Origin of the sequence: Streptomyces afghaniensis, from assembly GCF_044327915.1 — a bacterium.
In the GTDB taxonomy this organism is placed as follows: Bacteria; Actinomycetota; Actinomycetes; order Streptomycetales; family Streptomycetaceae; genus Streptomyces; species Streptomyces afghaniensis.
This window is the reverse complement of record NZ_JBIRGJ010000009.1, coordinates 230,784-254,279: the sequence shown is the minus strand read 5'-3', so window position 1 is coordinate 254,279 and position 23,496 is coordinate 230,784. Positions and strand designations below refer to the sequence as shown.

The 23,496-nt window shown below is 71.5% G+C and carries 24 protein-coding genes; 7 read left to right on the top strand and 17 right to left on the bottom strand.

The genetic code is table 11. The annotated features are described in order from the left end of the window. Window positions 1–3: 3 nt before the first annotated feature. Entirely contained in the window at window positions 4–690 is a 687-nt protein-coding gene (locus tag ACH4G3_RS33120) for a VanZ family protein (protein ID WP_397627955.1), read from the bottom strand. Between the two features lie 85 nt (window positions 691–775). On the opposite strand from ACH4G3_RS33120, the gene ACH4G3_RS33115 reads away from it, so the two are divergent. Then, the gene (locus ACH4G3_RS33115; protein ID WP_397627954.1) at window positions 776–1,519 is read left to right on the top strand and encodes a VOC family protein; all 744 of its coding nucleotides are present in this window, start codon (window positions 776–778) and stop codon (window positions 1,517–1,519) included. Between the two features lie 75 nt (window positions 1,520–1,594). Here the strand turns inward: ACH4G3_RS33115 and ACH4G3_RS33110 are convergent, their stop codons facing one another. Further along, on the bottom strand, window positions 1,595–4,078 hold the full coding sequence (locus tag ACH4G3_RS33110; protein WP_397627953.1) for an alpha-L-arabinofuranosidase C-terminal domain-containing protein: 2,484 nt from the start codon (window positions 4,076–4,078) through the stop codon (window positions 1,595–1,597). A gap of 137 nt (window positions 4,079–4,215) precedes the next feature. Here ACH4G3_RS33110 and ACH4G3_RS33105 point away from each other — a divergent pair, with 137 nt between their 5' ends. Then, on the top strand, window positions 4,216–4,680 hold the full coding sequence (locus ACH4G3_RS33105) for a DUF6314 family protein (RefSeq protein WP_397628133.1): 465 nt from the start codon (window positions 4,216–4,218) through the stop codon (window positions 4,678–4,680). On the opposite strand, the gene ACH4G3_RS33100 is transcribed toward ACH4G3_RS33105, so the two are convergent. From ACH4G3_RS33100 to ACH4G3_RS33090, 3 genes are all read right to left on the bottom strand, one after another. Next, window positions 4,662–5,255: a histidine phosphatase family protein gene (locus tag ACH4G3_RS33100; protein WP_397627952.1), complete on the bottom strand. Its 594-nt coding sequence runs from the start codon at window positions 5,253–5,255 to the stop codon at window positions 4,662–4,664. The genes ACH4G3_RS33105 and ACH4G3_RS33100 overlap by 19 nt on opposite strands. 73 nt (window positions 5,256–5,328) lie before the next feature. After that, complete coding sequence (locus ACH4G3_RS33095) at window positions 5,329–5,769, bottom strand: GNAT family N-acetyltransferase (protein WP_397627951.1); 441 nt, start codon at window positions 5,767–5,769, stop codon at window positions 5,329–5,331. 40 nt (window positions 5,770–5,809) lie between these two features. Beyond that, window positions 5,810–7,246: an aminotransferase-like domain-containing protein gene (locus tag ACH4G3_RS33090; protein ID WP_397627950.1), complete on the bottom strand. Its 1,437-nt coding sequence runs from the start codon at window positions 7,244–7,246 to the stop codon at window positions 5,810–5,812. Here ACH4G3_RS33090 and ACH4G3_RS33085 point away from each other — a divergent pair. Next, window positions 7,245–8,162 carry a DMT family transporter gene (locus ACH4G3_RS33085; protein ID WP_397627949.1) on the top strand — a complete coding sequence of 306 codons (918 nt, stop codon included), beginning with the start codon at window positions 7,245–7,247 and terminating at the stop codon, window positions 8,160–8,162. The two genes, ACH4G3_RS33090 and ACH4G3_RS33085, sit on opposite strands and share 2 nt — an antisense overlap. 93 nt (window positions 8,163–8,255) lie before the next feature. Further along, window positions 8,256–8,456: a DUF1918 domain-containing protein gene (locus ACH4G3_RS33080; RefSeq protein ID WP_010045242.1), complete on the top strand. Its 201-nt coding sequence runs from the start codon at window positions 8,256–8,258 to the stop codon at window positions 8,454–8,456. 1 nt (window position 8,457) lies between these two features. Here ACH4G3_RS33080 and ACH4G3_RS33075 read toward each other — a convergent pair whose 3' ends face one another. Further along, window positions 8,458–9,696 carry a glycoside hydrolase family 10-like protein gene (locus ACH4G3_RS33075; RefSeq protein WP_397627948.1) on the bottom strand — a complete coding sequence of 413 codons (1,239 nt, stop codon included), beginning with the start codon at window positions 9,694–9,696 and terminating at the stop codon, window positions 8,458–8,460. A gap of 180 nt (window positions 9,697–9,876) precedes the next feature. On the opposite strand from ACH4G3_RS33075, the gene ACH4G3_RS33070 reads away from it, so the two are divergent. Next, complete coding sequence (locus tag ACH4G3_RS33070; RefSeq protein WP_356041619.1) at window positions 9,877–10,752, top strand: 3-hydroxybutyryl-CoA dehydrogenase; 876 nt, start codon at window positions 9,877–9,879, stop codon at window positions 10,750–10,752. A gap of 217 nt (window positions 10,753–10,969) precedes the next feature. Further along, window positions 10,970–11,227, top strand: coding sequence for a hypothetical protein (locus ACH4G3_RS33065; RefSeq protein WP_010045250.1), 258 nt, complete (start codon window positions 10,970–10,972; stop codon window positions 11,225–11,227). A 2-nt stretch (window positions 11,228–11,229) separates the two neighbouring features. On the opposite strand, the gene ACH4G3_RS33060 is transcribed toward ACH4G3_RS33065, so the two are convergent. The 10 genes from ACH4G3_RS33060 to infC form a co-directional block, all read right to left on the bottom strand. Next, entirely contained in the window at window positions 11,230–11,775 is a 546-nt protein-coding gene (locus ACH4G3_RS33060) for an NUDIX hydrolase (RefSeq protein WP_003989067.1), read from the bottom strand. Between the two features lie 107 nt (window positions 11,776–11,882). Continuing rightward, a complete protein-coding gene (locus ACH4G3_RS33055) occupies window positions 11,883–13,223 on the bottom strand; it encodes an NsdA family TPR-like regulatory protein (RefSeq protein ID WP_397627947.1) in 1,341 nt (446 codons plus the stop codon). A 258-nt stretch (window positions 13,224–13,481) separates the two neighbouring features. Next, window positions 13,482–14,492 (bottom strand): PP2C family protein-serine/threonine phosphatase, encoded by a 1,011-nt coding sequence (locus ACH4G3_RS33050; RefSeq protein WP_397627946.1) that lies wholly within the window; start codon window positions 14,490–14,492, stop codon window positions 13,482–13,484. 153 nt (window positions 14,493–14,645) lie between these two features. Further along, on the bottom strand, window positions 14,646–17,159 hold the full coding sequence (pheT, locus tag ACH4G3_RS33045) for a phenylalanine--tRNA ligase subunit beta (protein WP_397627945.1): 2,514 nt from the start codon (window positions 17,157–17,159) through the stop codon (window positions 14,646–14,648). Continuing rightward, window positions 17,159–18,286 carry a phenylalanine--tRNA ligase subunit alpha gene (pheS, locus tag ACH4G3_RS33040; protein ID WP_397627944.1) on the bottom strand — a complete coding sequence of 376 codons (1,128 nt, stop codon included), beginning with the start codon at window positions 18,284–18,286 and terminating at the stop codon, window positions 17,159–17,161. Before pheS ends, pheT begins: the two co-directional genes overlap by 1 nt. A 129-nt stretch (window positions 18,287–18,415) precedes the next feature. Beyond that, window positions 18,416–19,558, bottom strand: a complete 1,143-nt coding sequence (locus ACH4G3_RS33035; RefSeq protein ID WP_397627943.1) for a sensor histidine kinase — start codon at window positions 19,556–19,558, stop codon at window positions 18,416–18,418. A gap of 54 nt (window positions 19,559–19,612) precedes the next feature. Then, window positions 19,613–20,473, bottom strand: a complete 861-nt coding sequence (locus ACH4G3_RS33030; protein WP_397627942.1) for a TrmH family RNA methyltransferase — start codon at window positions 20,471–20,473, stop codon at window positions 19,613–19,615. A 92-nt stretch (window positions 20,474–20,565) separates the two neighbouring features. Then, window positions 20,566–20,949, bottom strand: coding sequence for a 50S ribosomal protein L20 (gene rplT, locus ACH4G3_RS33025; RefSeq protein WP_003989074.1), 384 nt, complete (start codon window positions 20,947–20,949; stop codon window positions 20,566–20,568). Window positions 20,950–21,044: 95 nt separating this feature from the next. Further along, on the bottom strand, window positions 21,045–21,239 hold the full coding sequence (rpmI, locus tag ACH4G3_RS33020) for a 50S ribosomal protein L35 (protein ID WP_003989075.1): 195 nt from the start codon (window positions 21,237–21,239) through the stop codon (window positions 21,045–21,047). A 108-nt stretch (window positions 21,240–21,347) separates the two neighbouring features. Then, entirely contained in the window at window positions 21,348–21,998 is a 651-nt protein-coding gene (gene infC / locus ACH4G3_RS33015) for a translation initiation factor IF-3 (protein WP_128092545.1), read from the bottom strand. Window positions 21,999–22,392: 394 nt separating this feature from the next. On the opposite strand from infC, the gene ACH4G3_RS33010 reads away from it, so the two are divergent. Then, window positions 22,393–22,749 carry a DUF1844 domain-containing protein gene (locus ACH4G3_RS33010; RefSeq protein ID WP_397627941.1) on the top strand — a complete coding sequence of 119 codons (357 nt, stop codon included), beginning with the start codon at window positions 22,393–22,395 and terminating at the stop codon, window positions 22,747–22,749. 17 nt (window positions 22,750–22,766) lie between these two features. Here ACH4G3_RS33010 and ACH4G3_RS33005 read toward each other — a convergent pair whose 3' ends face one another. Next, the gene (locus tag ACH4G3_RS33005; RefSeq protein ID WP_397627940.1) at window positions 22,767–23,495 is read right to left on the bottom strand and encodes an SseB family protein; all 729 of its coding nucleotides are present in this window, start codon (window positions 23,493–23,495) and stop codon (window positions 22,767–22,769) included. Window position 23,496: the final 1 nt, after the last annotated feature.

The following is a 23,496-nucleotide window of genomic DNA, read 5'->3' as shown; positions in this document are numbered from 1 at the left end:
AGCCTAAGCAGCACGGCATATCGCAGACGTATGCGGCGACGTGCGCCACCACCGGCGCGACGCCAGTGCGGCCAGCACGGCGCCGGCGGTGTTGACCAGTACGTCGTCCACGGAGGACACCCGGTCCAGCCGCAGGACGTACTGTGCGGTTTCGACCAGGACCGAGCAGCCCGCCCCGAGCGCCAGGATCCGGGGCACGGACGCGAGCGCCGAGAACCGCGTCGGGGCGAAGAACCCCAGCGCCGCGAAGACCAGCAGGTTGCCGACGATCCCGAGCGGCCCCATCGTGACCAGGTCCCGCAGCGGCACCAGGCTCACCCGGGCGGGGACGGTGCCGACCCCGGCGCCCGGCATCATGGTCAGCCACAGGAACGGCACCGTCCCGTGGACCATGCCCACCTCGGCCAGCGACTTCCGCCACGGCGATGTGACGCCGGCGGCCTGCCGACGGCGCGCCAGGGCCCACACCACCAGCGCGGCGAGCGGCAGCGCGACCAACGTCATGAGCACCACGCCGTTGAACGTGTCGAAGCAGCCGTGCCACCGCCCGGCCATGCACACCGGAGCGGACATCATGAGCGGCCGCCGCACGACGAACAAGGCACCCGCCAGGCCGAGGACGGCCAGGGCGAGAAACACGATCCCGCGCGTACGGCGGGGCGGTGCCGACAGGGATGCGTTGGGATTCATGCCCCCATTGGAGGTGGCGGGCCGTTGCGGCGGCGTATGGGATTTTCCGTACGCCCGCGATACACGCGGAAATAAGATCACCGGTATGGCACTGCGACCCGTTCAGGTGAACATCAAGGCCCTTGACGACTCGGCGGTCGGCCGCTTCTGGGCGGAGGCGCTCGGCTGGGGGGTCTCCAGCGAGGGACCCGGCGTGACCAACGTGGAACCCGGCGACGGCTTCGTCTGGCCGGACCCGGTCGCCGTCTGCATCGACGTCGTCGCCGTCCCGGAACCCAAGACAGCGACGAAGAACCGTGTGCACCTCGATCTCGCCACCACCTCCGCGGCCCATCAGGCGGAGTTGGTCGCGCGTCTGAAGGCTCTCGGTGCGACGCCCGCCGACGTGGGCCAGGGCGACGCGCCGTGGACGGTCCTCGCCGACCCGGAGGGCAACGAGTTCTGTGTGCTGGAGCCCCGGGAGATCCACCGGGACACCGGGCCGATCGCCCGGGTGGTGGTCGACTGCGCGGATCCGCGGGCCATGGCCGGATTCTGGGGCGAGGCGACGGACTGGACCCTGCACGAGGTGACCGGCGAACACGCGGTGCTGCGGTCCGCCAAGGGCGTGGGACCGTACCTCGAGTTCCGCCGCTCGTCCGACGCGAAGACGGTGCCGGACCGCGTCCATCTCGACCTGCTGCCCTACCCCGGTGACGACAAGGCAGCGGAGGTGGCCCGGCTGAAGACCCTCGGCGCCACCGACCTCGACCTCGGCCAGGGCGACGTGCCGTGGACGTGTCTGTCCGACCCGGAGGGCCATGAGTTCTGCGTCCTCGGCCCGCACTGACGCGGATCCTCGACGACGCCCGGGCAGGCGCGTGGGCCGCCGCCCCAGGGGGCAGCGGCCCACGCGAGGTGCTTGCTACCTCTGCTTGATCCGCAGGAAGGTGACGGAGTTCGCCGGGAAGGTGTAGGTGAACTTCCGGTCCACCCCCCGGAGGGTGGACGTCACCGGCGTCACCGGCGTGTCCGTCTCGGTGTTCACCGCGTCCTCGTCGGCGGCCAGCGTGGTCACACGAGCCGTGGAGGCGACCTTCGCCCCGCCCAGGTCGACGGCCGTACGGGCCTCGGCGGCCTGGGCGTTGACGACCTTGACGATCAGGTCACCGGTCTTCGCGTCCTTGGTGACGACCTGGCGGAACGGCTCGGCCGGCTTGTCGTCCTTGAAGCTGCCCCACTCCTTGCCGTCCAGGAACAGGGTGACCTGACGGCCGCGCACCTTGATGTCGATGTCGTAGGCGCGGCCCGTCTCGATCGACCCGGCCTTCGTCATCAGCGTGCCCTTGCCGCCGTCGACGGCCTGCTCGATCGCGGACTGGGTGTTGTTCCAGCCGCCCAGGTTCCACCAGTAGTAGTTGCCGGTGTCCTTGACGCCGAAGGCGACGAGGAAGCCCTCCTTGCCGGACTTCTTGGTGGCCTTCACATGCAGGTCGTAGTCCTTCCAGGCCGGATCGCCCGCCGTGACCATGGTGTTCTCGGCGGCGGTGTCGGTCTGGACGTACTGGCCGTCCTGGATGCTCCAGCTGCCCCGGCCACTGGTGGTCCACTTCGAGGCGTCACCGGAGAAGTCGTCGCTGAGCAGCGTCGAGCCGTCCGCAGCGGTGACCTTCACGTCGTCGTACGCGGCGCTGGTCGCCCACGTGGACAGGCCGACGGCACCCGTGATGGGGCCGCTGACGTTCGGCGTGGTCGTGGCCTTCGAGGGGACCACGCGGTCGCCGACGTTGGTCATGAACAGCTTCTGGACCTCGTAGTTGGCCGAGTTCCAGGAGGCGTGGTTGTTGAACCAGATCATGTCCGGCCGCCACTGCACGTAGTCCTCGTTGGCGAGCAGCGGGGCGTACGAGGCGAGCTTGACGATGTCCGCGTTGCGCTCCAGGCCGGTCATGAACGCGGCTTCGGAGAGGCCGTTCTTCCAGGCGTTGCCCTGGGAGGCGTACTCGCCGAGGAAGACCTTGGGGCCGTTGCGGTCGTAGGTGTCGTAGCGGTCGTTGTTCTGGAGGAACCAGTTCGGGCTGTTGTAGTAGTGCTCGTCGACCATGTCGACCTTGTGCTCGCGGTTGAGCTGCCAGGCGGTGTCGAAGGTCGCGCCGGCGTCGTCGGGGCCGGAGTTGGAGATGACGGTGATGTCCGGGTACTTGGCCTCGATTGCGGCCCGGAACTGCTGGAAGCGGGCGAAGAACGCCTCGGGGAGGTTCTCCTCGTTGCCGACTCCGAGGTGGGTGAGGTGGAAGGGCTTGGGGTGGCCCATCTGCGCGCGGACCTTGCCCCACTTGGAGGTCGCCGGGCCGTTGGCGAACTCGATGAGGTCGAGGGTGTCCTGGATGTGCCGCTTGAGCAGCGCGTCGTCGTCGGTGGCCTTGTTCTGACCGCAGCCGGTCACCAGGGCGGGGACGACGGGCAGCGGCATGGCGCCGATGTCCTCGGAGAAGCGGAAGTACTCGTAGTAGCCGAGGCCGTAGCTCTGGTTGTAACCCCAGAAGTTGGAGTTGGTGGCGCGCTGCTCTACGGGACCGATGGTGTCCTTCCACTGGTAGCTGCGCTTGCGCTGCCAGCCGGAGGCCTCGCTGTAGTCCTCCATGGAGCCGGTGTTGACCAGGCAGCCGCCGGGGAAGCGCACGAAGCCCGGCTTCAGGGCGGCGATCTTCTCGGCGAGGTCCTTGCGCAGGCCGTTCGGCTGGTTCTTGTAGGTGTCGCGCGGGAACAGCGAGATCTCGTCGAGCGCGGCGGCGTTCGTCGAGGCCACGGCGAGGCGGCCGCGGTTGCTGGTGCGGGTCGCGGTGAAGGTGGCCTTGTACTTGGCCCAGCCGCCCTTGACGGCCACCTGCCGGGCGGTCGCCAGCGTGCCCGCCGCGTCCTTGAGGGAGACGGTGAGCGTGCTGCCGCTCTCCGCCCGGGCCCACACGGAGAAGTCGTACTTCTTGCCCTGCTCGACCCGGATGCCGGTGTTGTAGCCGGCGTTCGTCACGGAGGAACCGGCGTCCAGGGAGAGGTAGTTGCGGTTGCGCTCGTTGAGGCGGCCCGCGTCGTTCACGACCTCGGCCGTGCCGCCGACCGTCCAGGAGGTCAGGGGCGTGTAGGAGCCGTTGTCGGCGGTGGAGTACTCGAAGGAGCGGTTCTGTACGAGCTCGGCGTACAGACCTCCGTCGGCGGCACGGTTGATGTCCTCGAAGAAGACGCCGTACATCGTGTCGTCGATCGCCGCGCCCTTGGCGGACGGGTCGACGGTGATCGCGTAGTCGGTGACGTCCTCGGCGTGCGCGGGGGCCGGTACGAGGGCTGCTGCCGTCAGGAGGGCCGTGGTCGTGAGACCGACTCTCCATCGGGTGCGGGCGGTGCGTGGCATGGATACTCCGCGGCTCTCTGGTAGAGGAGTGTTCGAAATATCAGACATTGATCAGCACTTCGAACGGCAAGATAGGGAGGGGGCTGATGCGCGTCAATGGGTCGCGCAGCAACGGTTGTTACGGAGAGCAGGACGGAATGGGCGAGTTCTGGCCAGTGCCGGATGTCCTGGCCTATCTGGCCGGGCGCTGGCGCGTGGCCCGGTCGGTGCGGGATCTCGCGAGCGGCGAGCAGGGGGAGTTCTCCGGAACCACCGTGTTCGCCCCGGAGGACGAGGGCGGGCTGCTGCACCACGAGTCCGGCACGTTCGTCTGGCAGGGCGTCGCCCGGCCCGCCGAGCGGACGCTGCGATTCCTGCCGGGCCCGGGCGGCACGGCGGACGTGCGGTTCGCGGACGGGCGGCCGTTCCACGACCTGGACCTGACGTCCGGGCGGCACGTCGCCGACCACCCCTGCGCGGCGGACCTCTACCGCGGCGAGTTCACCGTCCGCGACGCGGACCACTGGCGGACGGTGTGGCACGTAGGCGGCCCGGCCAAGGACCTCGTACTGAGCACCGACTACGCCCGCGAAGCCGAAACCGGCTACGCCCGCGAAGTCTGAGCCGGCACCCCGTCGAACCGCAGGTTCCAGCGCCCCGCCCGGCCCGTCACGGCGGTCGTCGACAGCGGGCGGACGTCGATGTTCCAGTACGTCGAGGGCGGTGCCTTCAGGGCGTACACCAGGGCGGCGCGGATCACGGACGGCTCGGCGACGGCCACGACCCGGCAACCGTCCTCGACAGGCCGGGTGTCGAGCCAGCCGCCGACGCGGGTGATGAAGTCCACCAGTGACTCACCGCCGTGCGGTGTGGCGCGCGGGTCGGCGAGCCAGGCGTCCACCGCCTCCGGCTCCCGGGCCATCGCCTCGCCCAGGGTCAGTCCCCGCCACCGGCCCATGTCGCAGTCCCGCAGGCCCAGTTGCACGAGCGGCGCATACCCGAGCCCCTCCCCCGTCGCACGGCTGCGCGGGGTCGGCGAGCAGTAGCGCAGCTCGGCCGCGGCGAGCGGCAGCAGGTCGTGGGCGACGCGCTCCACCTCACCCCAGCCGGCCTGGTCCAGCGGCCGGTCGTCCTCGAAGCGCTCGGCGAGCAGCGGGGAGCTGCGCGCGGCGGCGACGAACGTGACCCGAAGTGGCATGCGGCGATGGTGAGCGCCGCAAGTGCGCAGGTCAAGAGGTGTTACCAGGGAGTTACCCAGGGTGCACCGGCCCTCACGGGCCGAAGATGAGCGCCATCCAGTGCTCGGGCCGCTCCAGCGCCGCGAACCCGAGCTTCTCGTAGACGCCGTGCGCGTCGTGCGTGGCGAGCAGGACCCGGCGCACCCCGTACGGCCGCAGCTCCTCCCGTACGGCCGCCACGAGCGCGGTGCCGACACCCTTGCCGCGCACCGACGGGTCGACGTACACGTCGCACAGCCACCCGAAGGTCGCCCGGTCCGTGATGACCCGGGCGTACGCCACCTGCTCCCCCGACACCGTGTCGTACACCCCGAAGTTGAGCGACCCCTCGATCGCCCGGTCCTGCTTCTCGCGGGAGCGGCCCAGCGCCCAGTACGCGTCGGTGGACAGCCAGTGGTGGACCTGCCCGGCGTCGACGCGGGCGGGGTCGGTGGAGATCTCGTAGCCCTCGGGCAGGCTCGGCGTGTCGGTCATGACGGGATGCTGGCAGGTCGGGCGGCCAGGCGTCGAACGCTTATCCCAGCACCTCGTCGCAGGCCGTGCGCAGCCGCCGTACCCCCTCCGTGATCTCCCCGGTCCCCGCGACCGCCGCGAAGCTCAGCCGGATGTGTGCGGCCGGCGGTTCGGCGCTGAAGTAGGGGCGGCCGGGGGTGATCGCGACGCCCGCGCGCAAGGCGGCCGCCACGAGGGCCGGCTCGTCCGTCCCGTCCGGCAGTCGCGGCCACAGGTGGTAGCCGCCGGACGGCACGTGCGGCAGGGCGAGTTCCGGCAGGTGCAGCGCGAGCGCGGCGGTCATCGCGTCCCGGCGCGTCTTGAGCGCGGCGGACACCGCTCGCAGATGGCGCGGCCAGGCGGGCGAGCCGACGAGTTCGAGCGCCGCCTCCTGAAGGGGCCGGGGCACGAAGAAGGTGTCGACGACCTGGATGGCGCGCAGCCGCTCCAGGACCGGGCCGCGCGCGGCCAGGGCGCTCACCCGGAAGCTCGGCGAGGTCGCCTTGGTGAGGGAGCAGACGTGGACGACGACACCGTCGGGGTCGTCGGCGGCCAGCGGGCGTGGCAGCGGCCCCGCGTCCTCGTGCACGAGCCGCCGCACGAAGTCGTCCTCGACGACGAACGCGCCCGCCTCGCGGGCGATGCGCAGCACCTCGTGACGCCGCTCGGGCGCGAGCACGGCGCCGGTGGGGTTCTGGAAGAGCGGCTGGCAGACGAAGGCCGGGGCGCCGGTGGCCCGGAAGGCGTCGGCGAGCAGCGCCGGTTTCACCCCGTCCGCGTCGACCGGGACGGGCACCGGACGCAGGCCCGCGGCACGAGCGATGGCGAGCATGCCGGGGTAGGTCGGCGACTCGACGAGGACGGGGGCGCCGGACGGTGCGAGGGCACGCAGGGCGGTGGTGAGGGCGGACTGCCCGCCCGCGGTGACCAGCACCTCGGCGGCCGTGAAGGACCCGCCGATGCCCCGCGCGAACCACTCGCGCAGCTCCGGCAGCCCCTCCACGGGCGGGCGTCCCCAGGCGCCGGGGCGGCGTCCGGCGCGTGACAGGGCGGCGGCCATCGCACGCTCCGGCTGCAACGAGGGGTGCAGGTAGCCGCCGTTGAACTCGATCACGCCGGGCGGCGGGGCGGCCAGCGAGACCAGCACCCCGGAAGCGTCCACGGAGCGCGGTACGAGATCGGCGGCACCGTCCGCGCTGAGCGCGACCTCCTGCCAGGAGGTGTCCCCGGCGGGGGCCGGTGCGGTCCGGGCCTGCGCGCGGAACGCTCCCGCGCCGGGCCGGGTGACGACCAGCCCCTCGGCGGCGAGCTGCGCCAGCGCCCGCGACACGGTCACGGGACTCACCCGGAACCGCTCGACCAGGGCCCGGCTCGGCGGCAGCTTTCCACCCGGCGAGTAGCGGTCCAGCTCCCGTCGCAGCTGTTCCGCCAGTTCAATGACGCTGCTACGCTCTTGCATGAGAGTACAGAGTAGCGCTACTAACGCTTCCCGGATAGCAGTCGCCACGGAGCGGGAGCAGCCCGGCCTCGGCACCCTCCAGGCCGCCCTGGGCGTCATCGCCTTCTCCCTCACCTTCCCCGCCACCGCCTGGGGTCTGGAGGGCTTCGGGCCCTGGTCACTGGTCGCCGTACGCAGCGTCCTGGCCGCGGTGATCGCGGGCGGTGCGCTGCTGGCGCTGCGCGTCCCGCTGCCCGCCCGCCGCCACTGGCCCGGCCTCGCGGTCGTGGCGGCCGGTGTCGTGCTCGGTTTCCCGCTGCTGACCACGCTCGCACTGGAGACCTCGACCACCGCGCACGCCGCCGTCGTGGTCGGACTGCTCCCGCTGACCACCGCGCTCCTGTCCGCCCTGCGCGTCGGCGCCCGGCCCTCACGCACGTTCTGGGCGGCGTCCCTCGTCGGCGCGGCGGCGGTGCTGGCCTTCACCGTGCAGCAGAGCGGGGGAGCCCTGAGCACGGCCGACGTGTACCTCTTCGCGGCGCTGCTGGTGTGCGCGGCCGGCTACACCGAGGGCGGCCGGCTGGCCCGGGTCATGCCGGGCTGGCACGTCATCGGCTGGGCGCTGGTGCTGTGCCTGCCGCTGACCGCGGCCGTCGCCGTGTTCGCCCTGGCGCAGGAACCCGTACGGCTGACCGCGCACAGCGTCGCCGGGCTGCTGTGGGTCGCGGCGGGCTCGCAGTTCCTCGGGCTGGTCGTCTGGTACCGGGGCATGGCGGCCATCGGCATCCCGAAGGCCAGCCAGTTGCAGCTCGCCCAGCCCCTGCTCACACTGGTGTGGTCGGTGCTGCTGCTGGGCGAGCACCTGCCGGTGGCCGCCCCGCTGACAGCCGTGGCGGTGCTGGTCTGCATCGCCGTCACACAACGGGCGCGCGGCTGAGCGGGGCACGCACGGCCCCTGCCGAGTCGCGCCCCCGGCCGTAGACTCAAAGGCCACGGACCGCTTGCTCCGCACCTCGTGAGGAGGCCCCAGATGCGCGCAACCGTGGGCGACCAGCTTGTCCAGCACGGCAGGGTGGTCGGTCAGCACGACAAGGTCGGCGAGATCGTCGAAGTGCTGGGCCAGGAGGGCAACCCCCCGTACCGCGTCCGGTTCGAGGACGGGCACGAGGGCGTGTGCTCGCCGGGACCCGACACCGAGATCCGGCACCGGGAGACCACCACCGGGCCGTGATTCAGCGCGGCGGCGGCGCCGGCTGCCCGTAGTGGTCGGCGGCCACCCTCGCCATCGCCCCGATCCGATCGGTCGCCATGTCCTTGGCGGCGAAGAAGACGTGCCCGCGCACCTGCGCGTGACCCCTGGCCAGCGTCAGGTGCCGGGACAGCTCGGCCGGGTCCTGCCAGGCTGCGGGCTGCGCCGGGTCACCGGCCTTGTACAGCGCCTCCCCCACGTACAGCCGCGTCGAGCTGCCGCGCGCGACCTCCGCCCACCAGGGCAGCAGTTTCGCGTAGTCGGCGGCGGCGAAGCCGATGTTCCAGTACAGCTGCGGGACGATGTAGTCGAGCCAGCCCTCGCGCACCCACTTGCGCGTGTCCGCGTGCAGGTCGTCGTACGTCTGCACGCCCGCCCGGGTGTCCGAGCCGCGCGAGTCGGTGGCGGCGTTGCGCCACACGCCGAAGGGGCTGACGCCGAAGGGGGTGCCGGGCCGGACCCGCTTGACGCGCTCCGCCGTCTCCCGCACCAGCTTGTCGATGTTGTCCCGCCGCCACGCCGCCCGGTTCGGGAAGCCGGCGCCGTACTCCTCGTAGGCCGCGTCGTCGTCGAAGCCCTGGCCCGCCACCGGGTACGGGTAGAAGTAGTCGTCGAAGTGGACGCCGTCCACGGGGTACTTCGCCACCGCGTCGAGCATCGCTTCCTGTACGAAGCCACGGACCTCGGGCAGCCCGGGGTTGTAGTAGAGCTTCCCGCCGTACGTCACCACCCAGTCCGGGTTGCTGCGGGCGGGGTGGTCGGCGGCCAGCCGGGTCGGATCGGCGTGGGCGGCGACCCGGTAGGGGTTGAACCAGGCGTGCAGCTTCAGACCGCGGGCGTGGGCCTCCTCCACGGCCGTGCCCAGCGGGTCCCAGCCGGGGTCCTTGCCCTGGGTGCCGGTGAGGTACTGCGACCACGGCTCGAACGGCGAGGGCCACAGGGCGTCCGCCGTGGGCCGGACCTGGAAGAACACGGTGTTGAGCCGGTTGCGGACGGCCCTGTCGAGGTGGGTGATCAGCTCGGTCCGCTGCCGCGCGGCGGTCAGCCCCGGCTTCGACGGCCAGTCCCGGTTGGCCACGGTGGCCAGCCACACGCCCCGCATCTCGGAGGCCGCCCTGTTGTCGCCCCTGCCGTTCCGCTGAGGGGCGGCCGACGCCGGAGGCACCATCGTGAAAGCCGACAGCGCCGCCACCGCGAACGCCCTGCGTGACACTCGTCCCATCCGCATGCCCCAAAAAGCCGCGGATCCGCCCGGTCGCGGATCACTCCGCGCCCAGCATGCCCGAAGCGGGCGCGACCCCGGCGATCGATCATCGATACTTGGGAGTAACGTGCACGAACGGAGCAGGCACCGGACCCCGGAGCACCTGCCCAGAAGTGGATCAGCAGCGAAAGGGACGATGTGACGGACACCCCAGCGGGAGACATTGCACGCGTCGGAGTCGTGGGCTGCGGTCAGATGGGCGCGGGGATCGCCGAGGTGTGCGCCCGGTCCGGTCTGGACGTCATGGTCGCCGAGACCACCGGCGAGGCCCTGGAGATCGGCCGGACCCGGCTGTTCAACTCCCTGGCCAAGGCAGCCGAGCGCGGCAAGATCACCGAGGAGGAGCTGGAGGCCACGCAGGCCCGCCTGAGCTTCACCACGGACCTCGGCGAGTTCGCCGACCGCGACCTGGTGATCGAGGCCGTCGTCGAGAACGAGCAGGTCAAGACCGAGATCTTCCAGGTGCTCGACCAGGTCGTGACCCGGCCCGACGCCATCCTGGCCTCCAACACCTCCTCTATCCCGCTGGTGAAGCTGGCGGTGGCGACCTCGCGGCCCGACCAGGTCATCGGCATCCACTTCTTCAACCCGGCCCCGGTGCAGAAGCTCGTCGAGCTGATCCCGGCCCTCACCACGTCCGAGGGCACGCTGAGCCGGGCCCAGCTGTTCACCGAGAAGGTGCTGGGCAAGCACGCGATCCGCGCCCAGGACCGCTCCGGCTTCGTGGTGAACGCGCTGCTGATCCCGTACCTGCTCTCCGCGATCCGGATGTTCGAGACGGGCATCGCCAGCCGCGAGGACATCGACAACGGCATGGAGATGGGCTGCGCCCACCCGATGGGCCCGCTGAAGCTCTCCGACCTCATCGGCCTGGACACGGTCGCCTCGGTGGCCCAGTCGATGTACGAGGAGTACAAGGAGCCCCTGTACGCCGCTCCCCCGCTCCTCCAGCGCATGGTCGACGCGGGCCGGCTGGGCCGCAAGACGGGGTCGGGCTTCTACACGTACGACTGACCCCGCGTACGCCCCCGAGGCTGATTACTGACGGTCAGGATCCGGCCAACCCAAGGGCCCGGCACCGGAATTGGTGCCGGGCCCGTGGCATTCACACACCGTGTGCGCGCCGGGCTCGCATATGCCCGTCGCACACTCTCCCCAGGCGCCCACCAGGCGAGTTGACTCCTCATGCGCATGCAAGGGATGTGCAATGACTACGGAAAGGAGCGGACTCGTGACCGTCGATCCCGAGCATCCGGTCGTTCATGGAGAACTCGCAGAGTTACGACGCCGCCTCGATGTGGCGTACGCCCGTGTCGAGGGCGGGCTGGCTCTGCTCAGCCACCGCACCGAGGAGACCGCCAAGGAACTCGACGAGCTCAACACCCGGATCAACTCACTCGAACACGCGCGCTGGCCGCTGCCCGCGGTCGCCGCCCTCACCGCCGTGGGTGCTCTCGTCGTGGCGATCTGGCAGGCACTGGGACGCTGAGATCAGGGCAACGTGTCCTGCCCGAGCCTGAGATGGTGCAGCAGCAGTAACGCGGCCGCCATGTTGGCGGCCGGGACCTCCCCGCGGGCGACCATGTCGGGGACGAGCTTGAGGGGAACCCATTCCCGGCGATCCGACTCGAAGTCGTCCACGGGGTGCCCGACGTACTCTCCCTCGTCGGCCCAGTACACGTGGTGCCGGGCGTCGGTGAGCCCGTTGGACGGCTCCACGCTCATGAGGTGGTGCAGGGGTCCCGGCCGCCAGCCGGTTTCCTCCTCCAGTTCCCTGGCGGCCGCGCGGGCCACGTCCTCGCCGTCCTCGACGACGCCCGCCGCGAGTTCCCATCCCCAGCTGTCGGTGATGAAGCGGTGCCGCCAGAGCAGCAGCACCTCGTTGGCCTCGTTCACGACCGTGGCCACGGCAACGGGCCGCAGCCGTATGAGGAAGTGGTCGAGGTGCCGGCCGTCCGGCAGTTCGACATCCGCGAGATTGACGCTGAACCAGCGGTTTGAGTACACAGCTTGTTCGTTGTGTTTCGTCCACTGCACGGTTCTGCCACCTTCCGTCGAGTAAGTGGCAATATCGCAGTAGGGACGTACTGACAGCAGGCGCACAGGCAGTCGCTCGGGATGACACGGGTGCCGTCGCCCGGGGTCTACAACGGTACGCGCAGGGCCCCGTCGATGAGTTCGGCCGCCTCGGCCGTGCCGGCGCAGCCGCTGCGCACCAGGTGCTCCCGCACCGCGCGCAGCCGGTCGCGCAGCCGCTGGGACTCCATGCCGCGGGCCTGCTCGGCCATCTGCACGGCGATGGCCACGGCCTTGTCCGCGTTGCCCTGCCGCAGCTCGATCGTGCTGAGCATGGCCAGCCGGTGCACCCGGCCGCGGTCGTGCGCCGGGTTGTCGACCGCGGCCGCGGCATGCTCACCGGCGGCCGCGATCTCCCCGAGACTCAGCAGGGCCTCCGCCACCTGGACGTTGACCAGCCCCGGCTGGACGTAACCGGTCTCGTCGGGCTCGTAGCCACGCCGGATGCGGGCCGCGGCCTGCTCGGCCCGCCGGATGCAGGACAGTGCGCTCGTGCCGTCCCCGAGATGCGCGTACGCCTTCGCCTGCATCGCGTACAGGTCGGAGGCGAGAGCGGGGGTGATGTGCTTGCCTGCGGCACGCAGCGCGGCCTCGGCGAAGGCGACGGCCTGCCGGTACTCCCGCATGAACAGCGACTGGTTGACCAGCAGCGCGATGATGTACGCGCCCAGTCCCCGGTCCCCGCTGGCCTTGGCGAGCCGCAGGGCCTGGTGGAAGTAGCGCTGCGCGAGGCCGTGCGCGTCGGAGTCGTAGGCGCAGATCCCCGCGACGGCCACCAGCCCTCCGGTCGCGCGGTGGAGTTGGCGGCCCGTCTCGTCGGTGTAGCTGCCGCGCAGCAGCGGCGCGGCCTCGGCGTTGAGGAAGCCGACGATGCGGGCCCGCGTCGCGATGCCCCCGGCCTTGCGGTACATCTGCTCGTAGTGCGTACGGGCCGCCCGCAGCATCTCCAGGTCGCCCGGGGTGACCCGGTGTCTGCCGCCGCGTGAGACGTCCACGTCCTCGGGCGGGTTCTCCCACTCCCACACCGGCATGACGGCGGGCGTGCCGGTGAGCGCGGGCGCGCCCAGGATGTGCGGGCGCTGTTGCTGGTCGGAGCGCCACAGGGCGGTGGCCCGCTCGACGAAGCCGGACAGCGAGCCGGTGTGCGGTGCGGACGGCTCGCCGGGCACGCCCAGGCCGATGTCGTCGAGGGTCACCTGCCGCCGCAACCGGGCGGCGAGCACCTCGCAGATCAGGTCGGGCACCTGACCCCGGGGACGCTGCCCCTTCAACCACCGGGCGACGGCGGTGTGTTCGTACCTCAGGGACAGACCACGCGCCCGTCCCGCCTGGTTGACATGTGCGGCCAGCCCCGCGTGCGAGATCCCGGCCTCGTCCAGGATCGCGTCGAGCAGAGTATTGGGCTGCATGTGGGCCCCCCGGTGGCTCGGTGCGGCCAGATTAGTGGCTCCGCCTTCACACGGGGTGTGAACGGAGTGCTCGAATCCGCGCTGTGTGCGCACTGTCGCGGAGAGTCGTCAGCCGGTTGACTTAAATGCCTCGCAAGAGGCCGGCCGGGCCGCCGGCTCCCCCTCGTACAGTGCGGCGGCCCGCTTCCGCCGTCCGCCCAGCTGCCTGCCCGACACTCCGTGGCGGGGCGGACGGCTCCGCCGGCTGGGCGGGGCGAGTCATCGCCGGGGTGTCAGAGGTGCGTCGTCGGCTGCGGGTGGGGTGTGGCTCGTCGCGCAGTTCCCCGCGCCCCTCAAGGACCTGCCCCGACCGTTCCGGAGAACCATCAGGGCGATGTCGTCCGACGACGTACCCCCGGTGTGGTGCCGGAGGGCGGCGAGGATCCCGCTCAGAACGGTCTGCGGGGAAAGGGCCTCCTCCCGCACGACGTTCGCCACGACGCTCGACAGGGGAAAGAACCGGCCACGGGCGTCCCTCGCGTCCTGGGCACCGTCCGTGAAGAGGAACAGCGCGTCACCGTGCTCCAGACAGCCCAGGCCTACGGTGGGCAACTCGGCCGGAAGCGGGACCAGGCCCAGGGGCGGATACGGATCGGCGGGGGCGAGTTGGTCGACGTCCGTGCCGCTCAGCCGGTACGGCCACGGGTGCCCGCAGTTCAGTGCGGTCATCTCCCCGTCGGCGCGGATCTCCACGAGCAGCAGGGTGACGAACTCCTCGGCGGCGCCCGCCGGATGCTCCTGGCGCAGGTGCCGGGCCAGGGCGCGTTCCAACCGGTGCAGCACGCTGCCGAGGTCCTTCTCGTCGTGCGCGGCCTCACGGAAACAGCCGAGCACGGCGGCGACGGTCCCGAACGTCCCGATCCCGTGCCCGCGTACGTCGCCCATCACGGCCCGCACTCCGTACTCGGTGGCGACGACCTCGTACAGGTCACCGCCGATGGCCGCCCCGCGCTCCGCCGACAACTGGGCGGCGGCGACGTCCAGTCCGTCGACGGACGAGGGCGGCGGCCTCAGCAGCGCGCTCTGCGCGGCACCCGCGACGCGGCGCAACTGCCGCAGCTCACGCATCAGCGTCTGCCGCACATGGAGGATCAGCCCGGTACCGACAGCGAAGAACACGGCACTGGTCACGATCCGCGCTTCGAGGCCGGTCTCCTGGGCGAGCGGACAGGCCAGCTTGTACGTGACGGCCGCCGCGCCCCACACCGTCGGCAGACCGAGACTTCGCACCCGACTCCTGACGCGGATCATGCCGATGGCCCCCCAATAGGCCCCTGACACACAGAATCGGACCGGCCCGAACGGACCGGTCCGATTCTGTCGACAGCACACCCCGGAAGGGCAGGCTTACCTACCTTTACCACTCAAACGAGTGAGGTGGCGCTAACTCCGCAGCTCAGCCCCGACACGCTCGCCCGCAAGCGCGACCGCCGCGTCCCGAGCCGCAGAAGCCTCGTCCACGGTCAGCGTCCGGTCAGCCGCCCGGAACCGCAACGCATACGCGAGCGACTTCCGCCCCTCCCCCAACTGCTCGACGTTCTCGTACACGTCGAACAGCCGGATCGACTCCAGCAGCTCCCCGGCGCCCTGGCGCAGGGCCTCCTCGACCTCGGCCGCCGGAACAACCGCATCGACGACGAGGGCGACATCCTGCGTGGCAACGGGGAACGTGGAGATGCGCGGCGCCTTCACCATGGCGTCACCCGCCGACTCCACCGCGTCCAGGTCGATCTCCATCGCACAGGTACGCTCGGGCAGCCCCAGCGCCTTCACCACGCGCGGGTGCAGCTCCCCCGCGTGGCCCACGACGCGCTCGGCACCGTCCACGGTGATCGCCAGCTCGGCGCACCGGCCCGGGTGCCACGGCCCGTACTGCCCCTTGCGGATGACGAGTTCGGTGCCCGCCTCGTGGGCGACCTTCCGGGCCGCCTCGACCGCGTCGGCCCAGTCGGCCGGACGGCCCTTGCCCCACCAGCCGGCCTGCTCCCGCGCACCGGCGAGGACGACGGCGGCGTGCCGCGGCTGCTCGGGCAGCGCCGCGTTCAGCTCGGCGAGCTCCTCGTCGGTCGGGCGGCGGTCGACGGGCAGCACGGCGGCGATCCGCTGCTCCTCGCGCGGCCGGAAGACCAGGCCGGTCTCGAACAGGGCGAGGTCGTGCGAGCCCCGTCCGTCGTTGCGCCGCAGAGCGGTGAGCAGGCCCGGCAGCAGCGTCGTGCGCAGCGCGGGCTCCTCGTCGCTCAGCGGGTTGCTGAGCTTCACGACGCGGCGGGCCGGGTCGTCCGCTTCGAGGCCGAGCTGGTCGAAGACCTGCTCGCCGATGAACGGGTAGTTCAGCGCCTCGACGTACCCGGCACCGGCCAGGGCCCGGCCGACGCGGCGGTGCAGCCGCTGCCGGCCGGTCAGGCCGAGACCGGCGGGCGGCTTGGGCAGCGTGGAGGGCAGGTTCTCGTAGCCCTCCAGCCGGATGACCTCTTCGGCCAGGTCGTTCGGGTCGGTGAGGTCGGGCCGCCAGGACGGCACGGTGACGATCAGCTCGTCCTGCCCGTACACGTCGCAGCCGATCTCCTGGAGCCGCCGTACGACGGTCTCGCGGCCGTAGGCGACGCCCGCGACCTTGTCCGGGTGGTCGGCCGGGATCGTGATGGTGCGGGGCGCGGTCGGGGCGACGACCTCGGTGACACCGGCCTCGGCGGTGCCGCCCGCGAGCAGCACCAGCAGGTCCACCGTGCGCTGCGCGGCAGCGGCGGCGGCCTGCGGGTCGACGCCGCGCTCGAAGCGCCGGGACGCCTCGGAGGACAGCTTGTGCCGGCGGGCCGTGCGCGCGATCGACACCGCGTCGAAGTGGGCGGCCTCGATGACGATGTCGGCCGTGGCGTTCTCGGTGTCGTCGTGGTCGGCGATCTCCGTGTTGGCGCCGCCCATGACACCGGCGAGGCCGATCGGGCCGCGGTCGTCGGTGATCACCAGGTCCTCGGCGTCCAGCGTGCGCTCGACGCCGTCGAGGGTGGTGAGCTTCTCGCCCTGCTCTGCGCGGCGCACGCCGATGGTGCCCTGGACCAGGCCGCGGTCGTAGGCGTGCAGCGGCTGGCCGAGCTCCATCATCACGTAGTTGGTGACGTCGACGGCGAGCGAGATCGGGCGCATGCCGACCTTCTGGAGCCGGCGCTGGAGCCAGATCGGCGAGCGCGCCTCGGCGCTCAGGCCGGTCACCGTGCGGGCCGTGAAGCGGTCGCAGCCGGTGGGGTCGGAGATCCGCACCGGGTAGCCGTAGGCGTTCGGGCCGGGCACGTCGAGCAGGGCCGGGTCGCGCAGCGGCAGGCCGTAGGCGATGGCGGTCTCGCGGGCGACACCGCGGATGGACAGGCAGTAGCCGCGGTCGGGCGTGACGGCGATGTCGAGGACCTCGTCGACCAGCTCCAGCAGCTCGATCGCGTCCTTGCCGACCTCGGTCTCCGGGGGCAGCACGATGATGCCCTTGGTGCCGTCGTCGCCCATGTTCAGCTCGTCGCTGGAGCAGATCATGCCGCGGGACATCTTGCCGTAGGTCTTGCGCTCGGCGATCTGGAAGTCACCGGGCAGGACGGCGCCGGGCAGGGCCACGACGACCTTGTCGCCGACGGCGAAGTTCCGGGCGCCGCAGACGATCTCCTGGGGCTCGCCGGTGCCGTTGGCCTGACCGACGTCGACGGTGCAGAAGCGGATCGGCTTCTTGAACTCCGTCAGCTCCTCGATGGTGGCCACCTGGCCCACGACGAGGGGGCCCTTGAGGTCGGCGCCGAGCTGCTCGACGGTCTCGACCTCCAGACCGGCCGAAATGAGCTTGGCCTGGACGTCCCGGCCGGTCTGAGTAGCCGGCAGGTCGACGTACTCCCGCAGCCAAGAAAGCGGGACCCGCATCAGATCTCCATCCCGAACGGCCGGGTGAACCGGACGTCACCCTCGACCATGTCTCGCATGTCCTCGACGTTGTGGCGGAACATCAACATCCGCTCGATGCCGAACCCGAAGGCGAAGCCGCTGTACTTCTCCGGGTCGACGCCGCAGGCGGTGAGCACCCGCGGGTTGACCATGCCGCAGCCGCCGAGCTCGATCCAGCCCTCGGACGAGCAGGTGCGGCAGGGCCGGTCGGGGTTGCCGATGGACTCGCCCTTGCAGACGTAGCAGAGCATGTCCATCTCGGCGCTCGGCTCGGTGAAGGGGAAGTAGTTCGGCCGCAGCCGGGTCTTCATGTCCTCGCCGAACAGGGACTGGACCATGTGGTCCAGGGTGCCCTTGAGGTCCGCCATGGTCAGGCCCTCGTCGATCGCGAGCAGCTCGATCTGGTGGAAGACGGGCGTGTGCGTGGCGTCCAGCTCGTCGGTGCGGAACACCCGGCCGGGGCAGACGATGTAGACCGGCAGCTCACGGTCGAGCAGCGCGCGGGCCTGCACCGGGGAGGTGTGCGTGCGCAGCACGACGCCGGAGCCGGACTCCTCGGTGCCCTTCGGGCCCTGCACGAAGAACGTGTCCTGCATCTGCCGGGCCGGGTGGTCGGGCAGGAAGTTGAGCGCGTCGAAGTTGAACCACTCCGCCTCGGCCTCCGGCCCCTCCGCGACCTCGTAGCCCATGGCCACGAAGACGTCCGCGACCCGCTCCATCATCGTGGTGAGCGGGTGCCGGGCGCCGGCCGGTACGCGGTCGTAGGGCAGCGTGACGTCCACCGCCTCCTCGACCAGCACACGGGCGTCCCGCTCGGCTTCCAGCTCGGCCTGGCGGGCGGCGAGGCCCTTGTTCACGGCGCCGCGGGCCTGCCCGACGCGCTTGCCGGCGTCGGCCTTGGCGTGCGGGGGCAGGGCGCCGATCTCGCGGTTGGCGAGGGCCAGCGGAGAGGCGGGGCCGGTGTGGGCGACCTTGGCCTCGTGGAGCGCTTCGAGGGAGTCCGCGGCGGCGAAGGCGGCGAGCGCCTCGTCCCGCATGCGCTCGATCTCTTCCGGTTTCAACGCCTCGACCTCTACAGGGTCGTACGACTTATTCGGTGCCGACATCTCTTCCCGTGCTTCCGATTGGCTGGCTGGAGGTCCCCGTCACCGACTCCGACGGCCGTCTGCGGGACACAAAGGTGCCAATGGCCGAGTCTAACGGGGTGGAGGTGTACGAATGCGCCCGCGGGCTGCTCAGGCGAGATAGGCCGGAGCGCTCACGGGCAACGTAAATCGGAACTCGGCGCCGGCGCCGGGGGCGCGGCCGACCGTGATGGTGCCGCCGTGGGCTTCGACGATGCCCTTGACGATGTAGAGCCCGAGGCCCGTGCCGCCGCGCTTGCTGCCCCGCCAGAAGCGGGTGAAGACGCGGTTCATGGACTCCTCCGGGATGCCGGGCCCCTCGTCGCTCACGGTGACCGACGTACCGGTGTCCTCGCCCTCACGGGGGGACGCCGTGGCCGTGACGTCGATCGTGACAGTTCCCTCGCCGTGCCGCACGGCGTTTTCCAGGAGGTTGCTGAGCACCTGGTCGATCTTGTCGGGGTCGGCCCACAGGTCGGGCAGCGGCTGCTGGACGCGCAGCAGGAACCGGTCGGCGGGCTGCCCGGCGGCGACGTAGGCCTGGATGTGCCGTCCGACGGCGGCGCCGATGTCGACGGGCTGGCGCCGCACCTCCAGCCGGCCGGAGTCGATCCGGGAGATGTCGAGCAGCTCGGCGATGAGCCGGGTGACCCGGTCGGCGTCGGCGTCGACGGTCTCCAGCATCAGCCGCTTCTGGTCGTCGGTGAAGCGTTCCCACTTGGCGAGCAGGGTGGCGGTGAAGCCCTTGACGGAGGTGAGCGGGGAGCGCAGCTCGTGGGCGACGGTGGCGATCAGCTCGGCGTGGCTGCGCTCGGTGCGGCGCCGGGCCTCGGTGTCGCGCAGGGTGACGACCAGGCGCCGGAGGGGCCCGGTGGGCCGGGTGCGGACGTAGCGCGCGGAGACCAGCACCTCACGGCCGCCGGGCAGGAGCAGGTTGCGCTCGGGCTGTCCGACCCGGATGGCGAGGCCGCCGTACGGGTCGGTCAGCTGCCACCAGCGTCGCCCCTCCAGATCCTCTAATGGCAGGGCCTTCTCCAGTCGCTGCCCGAGGGCGTCCCGGGCGCGCACGGCGGTGATGCGCTCGGCGGCGGCGTTGAAGCAGACGACCCGGCCCTCCTCGTCGGCGACGACGAGTCCGTCGGGCAGCATGTCGGGGTCGATGCCGAGGTCGGCGAGATCACCGGGCGGCCGGGACGCGGCGGGCGGGCTCCCGGCGTCCTGGGCCCCTGGTGCGCTGCTCGTGCCGACGCTCATCCCCGTACCCCACCTCCAAGGCTCCGCAGAGGGGTCCCTGAGCTGGTCACCCTACTAGTTCCCGGTGACGGAGCGGCACCCTCCGGCGGCGCGCTGTGCGCGCGCCGACGCATAGAGACATACGGCGGCGGCGGTGGCGAGGTTCAGGCTCTCGGCCTTCCCGTGGATCGGGACGCGGACGACGGCGTCGGTGATGGCGCGGGTCTCCTCCGGCAGGCCCCAGGCCTCGTTCCCGAAGACCCAGGCGGTCGGCCCGCCCATGGTGCCCTTGTCGAGCTCGTCGTCGAGGTCGCGGTCGCCGGCCCCGTCGGCGGCGAGGACGCGCACACCGGCGGCCCGCAGTCCTTCGACGGCCTGCTCCACGGGGACGCCGACGGCGACGGGCAGGTGGAACAGGGAGCCGACGGAGGCGCGGACGGCCTTGGGGTTGTACACGTCGACGGAGGCGTCGGTCAGGACGACGGCCTCGGCACCGGCGGCGTCGGCGCAGCGCAGCACGGTCCCGGCGTTGCCCGGGTCGCGGACGTTGGCGAGGAGGGCGACGAGCCGGGGGCGCGCCGCGAGGACCTCCTCGAAGGGCGTGTCCAGGAACCGGCAGACGCCGACGAGTCCCTGCGGGGTGACGGTGGTGGAGATGTCGGCGATGACCTGCTCGGCGGCGAGGTGCACGCGGGCGCCGGCGTCCCGGGCCGCTCCCACGATGTCGGCGTACCGCTCGGCGGCCTCCAGGGTGGCGAACAGCTCCACGAGCGTGGCCGCGCCCCCGGCGAGGTGCCCGGCCGCTTCCCGCACCGCCTGCGGCCCCTCCGCGAGGAACAGCCGCTCCTTCCCCCGGAAGTTCCGCTTCGCCAGCCGCCGCGCGGCCAGGACGCGGGGGGAACGCGGGGAGATGAGCTCGGGGGTGGCGGGGGGCATCGCGTTCGCTTTCTCAGTAGCTGGCTGCACAGCAGGACCCGCAGGCCGCTCGGGCCTGCGGGTCCTTCCGTCACATCGGCTCGGAGCCGGCGTCAGGCCGCCTTGGGGGCGTTGACGTCGCTCGGCAGCGCCTTCTGGGCGACCTCGACGAGCGCGGCGAACGCGCCGGCGTCGTTGACGGCCAGCTCGGCCAGGATCTTGCGGTCGACCTCGACGTTCGCGGCCTTCAGACCCTGGATGAAGCGGTTGTAGGTCATGCCGTTGGCGCGGGCAGCGGCGTTGATGCGCTGGATCCACAGCTGGCGGAAGTCACCCTTGCGCTTCTTGCGGTCGTTGTAGTTGTAGACCAGCGAGTGGGTGACCTGCTCCTTGGCCTTGCGGTACAGGCGCGAACGCTGACCGCGGTAGCCGGAGGCCTGCTCGAGGATCGCCCGGCGCTTCTTGTGGGCGTTCACTGCCCGCTTGACGCGTGCCACTTTTTAACTCCTTGTAGCGGGGCCGCGGTGGTCCTCACACGGCCCGGTATCGATTGGGTCCCGGTCCTGACGTACGGCGCTCGCGCGCCGGAGCGTCACTTGCCGAGAAGCTTCTTGATCTTCTTGGCGTCGCCCGGGGCCATCTCGGCGTTGCCGGTGAGGCGACGCGTCACACGGGACGACTTGTGCTCGAGCAGGTGGCGCTTGCCGGCGCGCTCACGGAGCACCTTGCCGGAGCCGGTGACCTTGAAGCGCTTGCTGGACCCGCTGTGCGACTTGTTCTTCGGCATAGCGCCGTACTCTCCTCGTCGGTGGCGCTCCGGTGCCCGGTCGCGAAACCGGGCACGGTGGAGCGTCGTCTTGTTTCGGTTGCTTCCTGGGACTCGCGTCCCCAGGGGTCACGCCTCGGCGGGCTCCTCGGCCGGCGCCTCGACGTCCGCGTCGGCGTCCGCGGCGTTCTGCGAGCGGCCGGGGTTGGCCTTCGCCTCCGCCTTGCGGGCCTCCTGCGCCTGGCGAGCCTCGGCCATCGCCTCGGTCTTCTTCTTGTGCGGACCGAGGACCATGATCATGTTTCGGCCGTCCTGCTTCGGGTTCGACTCCACGAAACCGAGGTCCTGGACGTCCTCCGCGAGCCGCTGGAGCAGTCGGTAGCCCAGCTCGGGCCGGGACTGCTCGCGACCACGGAACATGATCGTGATCTTGACCTTGTCGCCCTGCTTGAGGAACCGAACGACGTGACCCTTCTTGGTGTCATAGTCGTGCGGGTCGATCTTCGGCCGGAGCTTCATCTCCTTGATGACCGTGTGCGCCTGGTTCTTGCGCGCCTCACGGGCCTTCATGGCCGACTCGTACTTGAACTTCCCGTAGTCCATGAGCTTGCACACGGGCGGACGGGCGTTCGCCGCGACCTCGACCAGGTCCAGGTCGTACTCCTGCGCAAGCTCCAGTGCCTTGGCCAGGGGGACGATGCCCACCTGCTCGCCACTGGGACCGACAAGTCGCACCTCGGGAACGCGAATCCGGTCGTTGATGCGGGGCTCGGCGCTGATGGATCCTCCTCGGTAGCACCACGCGACGGTCTGGCGGACGGCCGCGTAACGTCTCTGTTCGATAGACCTAACCGCGCCGAAGCACAAAAAATGCCCCGGACGATTCCCAGGCGGGGCTCCTCGAACTACCGGAGCACCGCCGCGGGGGAGCCGCGGGGCGCGATTTCGGACGGATCGCCGCTGGGGCGGAACCGTCTGACCGGTGACCCGCCGCCCTGGGGGCGGTCAGGTGGGAGTTCGAAAGCCTCCACTTGTGGGTCGGGCTCGCGGGCCGCGAGGCATACGGGTCCGACCGGTCGTTACACGAGATTACCAGCAATGGCCAGGAACGGCTAATCGTGGCGCCCCGGGGCCTGGTGCGGCGCACCCCCGGCCTGCGCCTATCGTGTGGGGCATGAGTGAGACCCCTCCTGAGTCCCCCGACTTCGACGCCATGGCCCGCGACATCGCCGAGGTCCCGGCGGTCGAGGTGATCGTGACGGTCGCCGTCAACCTGATGAGCGCCGCCGCGGTGAAGCTCGGTCTGACCGAGGAGGGCGCCCAGCACAAGGACCTGGACGAGGCCCGCAAGCTGGTGCACGCGCTGGCCGGCCTGCTGGACGCGTCCGCGACCGAGATCAGCTCGTTCCATGCCGCACCCCTGCGCGACGGCCTGAAGTCGCTCCAGCTGGCCTTCCGCGAGGCGTCGCTCGTCCCGGACGAGCCGGGCAAGGGCCCGGGCGAGAAGTACACGGGCCCGGTCTACGGCTAGCCGGTACGGCAGGTCCCTCAGCGTTCGTACAAGGGCTCGCCCGGTGGCGTCGCCCCGGCCGGCAGCAGTGCCAGGTCGAGGCCGTGCACCAGGCGGGCCCTCAGTGTCTCGTCGGCGGCGAGCCGCCGGGCGACCGCCCGGGCGGCTTCGGCGGGGGCGGCGGCCGGGTCCAGGACCAGGGCGAGGGTGCCGTCGGCCTGGCCCGGGCCGAGGTGGGCGCGCAGGACGGCGGGCTCGGCGGCGACGGCGTCCCGCACGGCCCCGACGACGGCCGGGTCGGCGAGCGGATCGGTCGTCGTGCGGCCCTCCGCGAGCGCGAGCAGGGCGGGGCCGGTCAGCTCGAAGGGCACCGGCCCGGCCAGGTCGAGCACGACCGTGTCCGCCTTCTCGTGCGCGGCGGCTTGCAGGGCCTGGTGCAGGGGTACGGCGACGGGGCGGGCCGCCGGGTCCCAGCGGGCGAGGGAGTCGGTGGAGGTGAAGGCGGGCAGCGCGGTGCGGTTCCCGGCCTTCAGGGTCGGTACGGCCATGTCACTGGTCTTCTCGCGGCGCAGTCCCCGCTCGTCCTCCTCGACCTCGCCGAGCACGGCCACGACGGGGACGAGCAGCCGGGCGCCCTTGAGTGCGTCGAGGACCGGGCCCACGGCGCTGCGGTCCTGCGACCAGGCGGCGAGTGCCGCGCTCAGCCGGGGGTCGGCGGAGCCGTCGTCGTCGGAGAAGCCGGAGTCGGGGATGTTCTTGTTCGCCACG

What these genes read in the sequence shown, in the direction of transcription:
- ACH4G3_RS33010 (WP_397627941.1), top strand. Translation starts at nt 22,393, where the DNA reads ATGAGTGAGACCCCTCCTGAGTCCCCCGACTTCGACGCCATGGCCCGC.
- rpmI (WP_003989075.1), bottom strand. Translation starts at nt 21,239, where the DNA reads ATGCCGAAGAACAAGTCGCACAGCGGGTCCAGCAAGCGCTTCAAGGTC.
- pheT (WP_397627945.1), bottom strand. Translation starts at nt 17,159, where the DNA reads ATGCGGGTCCCGCTTTCTTGGCTGCGGGAGTACGTCGACCTGCCGGCT.
- ACH4G3_RS33055 (WP_397627947.1), bottom strand. Translation starts at nt 13,223, where the DNA reads ATGCAGCCCAATACTCTGCTCGACGCGATCCTGGACGAGGCCGGGATC.
- ACH4G3_RS33095 (WP_397627951.1), bottom strand. Translation starts at nt 5,769, where the DNA reads ATGACCGACACGCCGAGCCTGCCCGAGGGCTACGAGATCTCCACCGAC.
- ACH4G3_RS33085 (WP_397627949.1), top strand. Translation starts at nt 7,245, where the DNA reads ATGAGAGTACAGAGTAGCGCTACTAACGCTTCCCGGATAGCAGTCGCC.
- ACH4G3_RS33115 (WP_397627954.1), top strand. Translation starts at nt 776, where the DNA reads ATGGCACTGCGACCCGTTCAGGTGAACATCAAGGCCCTTGACGACTCG.
- ACH4G3_RS33110 (WP_397627953.1), bottom strand. Translation starts at nt 4,078, where the DNA reads ATGCCACGCACCGCCCGCACCCGATGGAGAGTCGGTCTCACGACCACG.
- ACH4G3_RS33035 (WP_397627943.1), bottom strand. Translation starts at nt 19,558, where the DNA reads ATGAGCGTCGGCACGAGCAGCGCACCAGGGGCCCAGGACGCCGGGAGC.
- ACH4G3_RS33105 (WP_397628133.1), top strand. Translation starts at nt 4,216, where the DNA reads ATGGGCGAGTTCTGGCCAGTGCCGGATGTCCTGGCCTATCTGGCCGGG.
- ACH4G3_RS33120 (WP_397627955.1), bottom strand. Translation starts at nt 690, where the DNA reads ATGAATCCCAACGCATCCCTGTCGGCACCGCCCCGCCGTACGCGCGGG.
- ACH4G3_RS33100 (WP_397627952.1), bottom strand. Translation starts at nt 5,255, where the DNA reads ATGCCACTTCGGGTCACGTTCGTCGCCGCCGCGCGCAGCTCCCCGCTG.
- ACH4G3_RS33075 (WP_397627948.1), bottom strand. Translation starts at nt 9,696, where the DNA reads ATGGGACGAGTGTCACGCAGGGCGTTCGCGGTGGCGGCGCTGTCGGCT.
- pheS (WP_397627944.1), bottom strand. Translation starts at nt 18,286, where the DNA reads ATGTCGGCACCGAATAAGTCGTACGACCCTGTAGAGGTCGAGGCGTTG.
- ACH4G3_RS33030 (WP_397627942.1), bottom strand. Translation starts at nt 20,473, where the DNA reads ATGCCCCCCGCCACCCCCGAGCTCATCTCCCCGCGTTCCCCCCGCGTC.
- ACH4G3_RS33080 (WP_010045242.1), top strand. Translation starts at nt 8,256, where the DNA reads ATGCGCGCAACCGTGGGCGACCAGCTTGTCCAGCACGGCAGGGTGGTC.
- ACH4G3_RS33090 (WP_397627950.1), bottom strand. Translation starts at nt 7,246, where the DNA reads ATGCAAGAGCGTAGCAGCGTCATTGAACTGGCGGAACAGCTGCGACGG.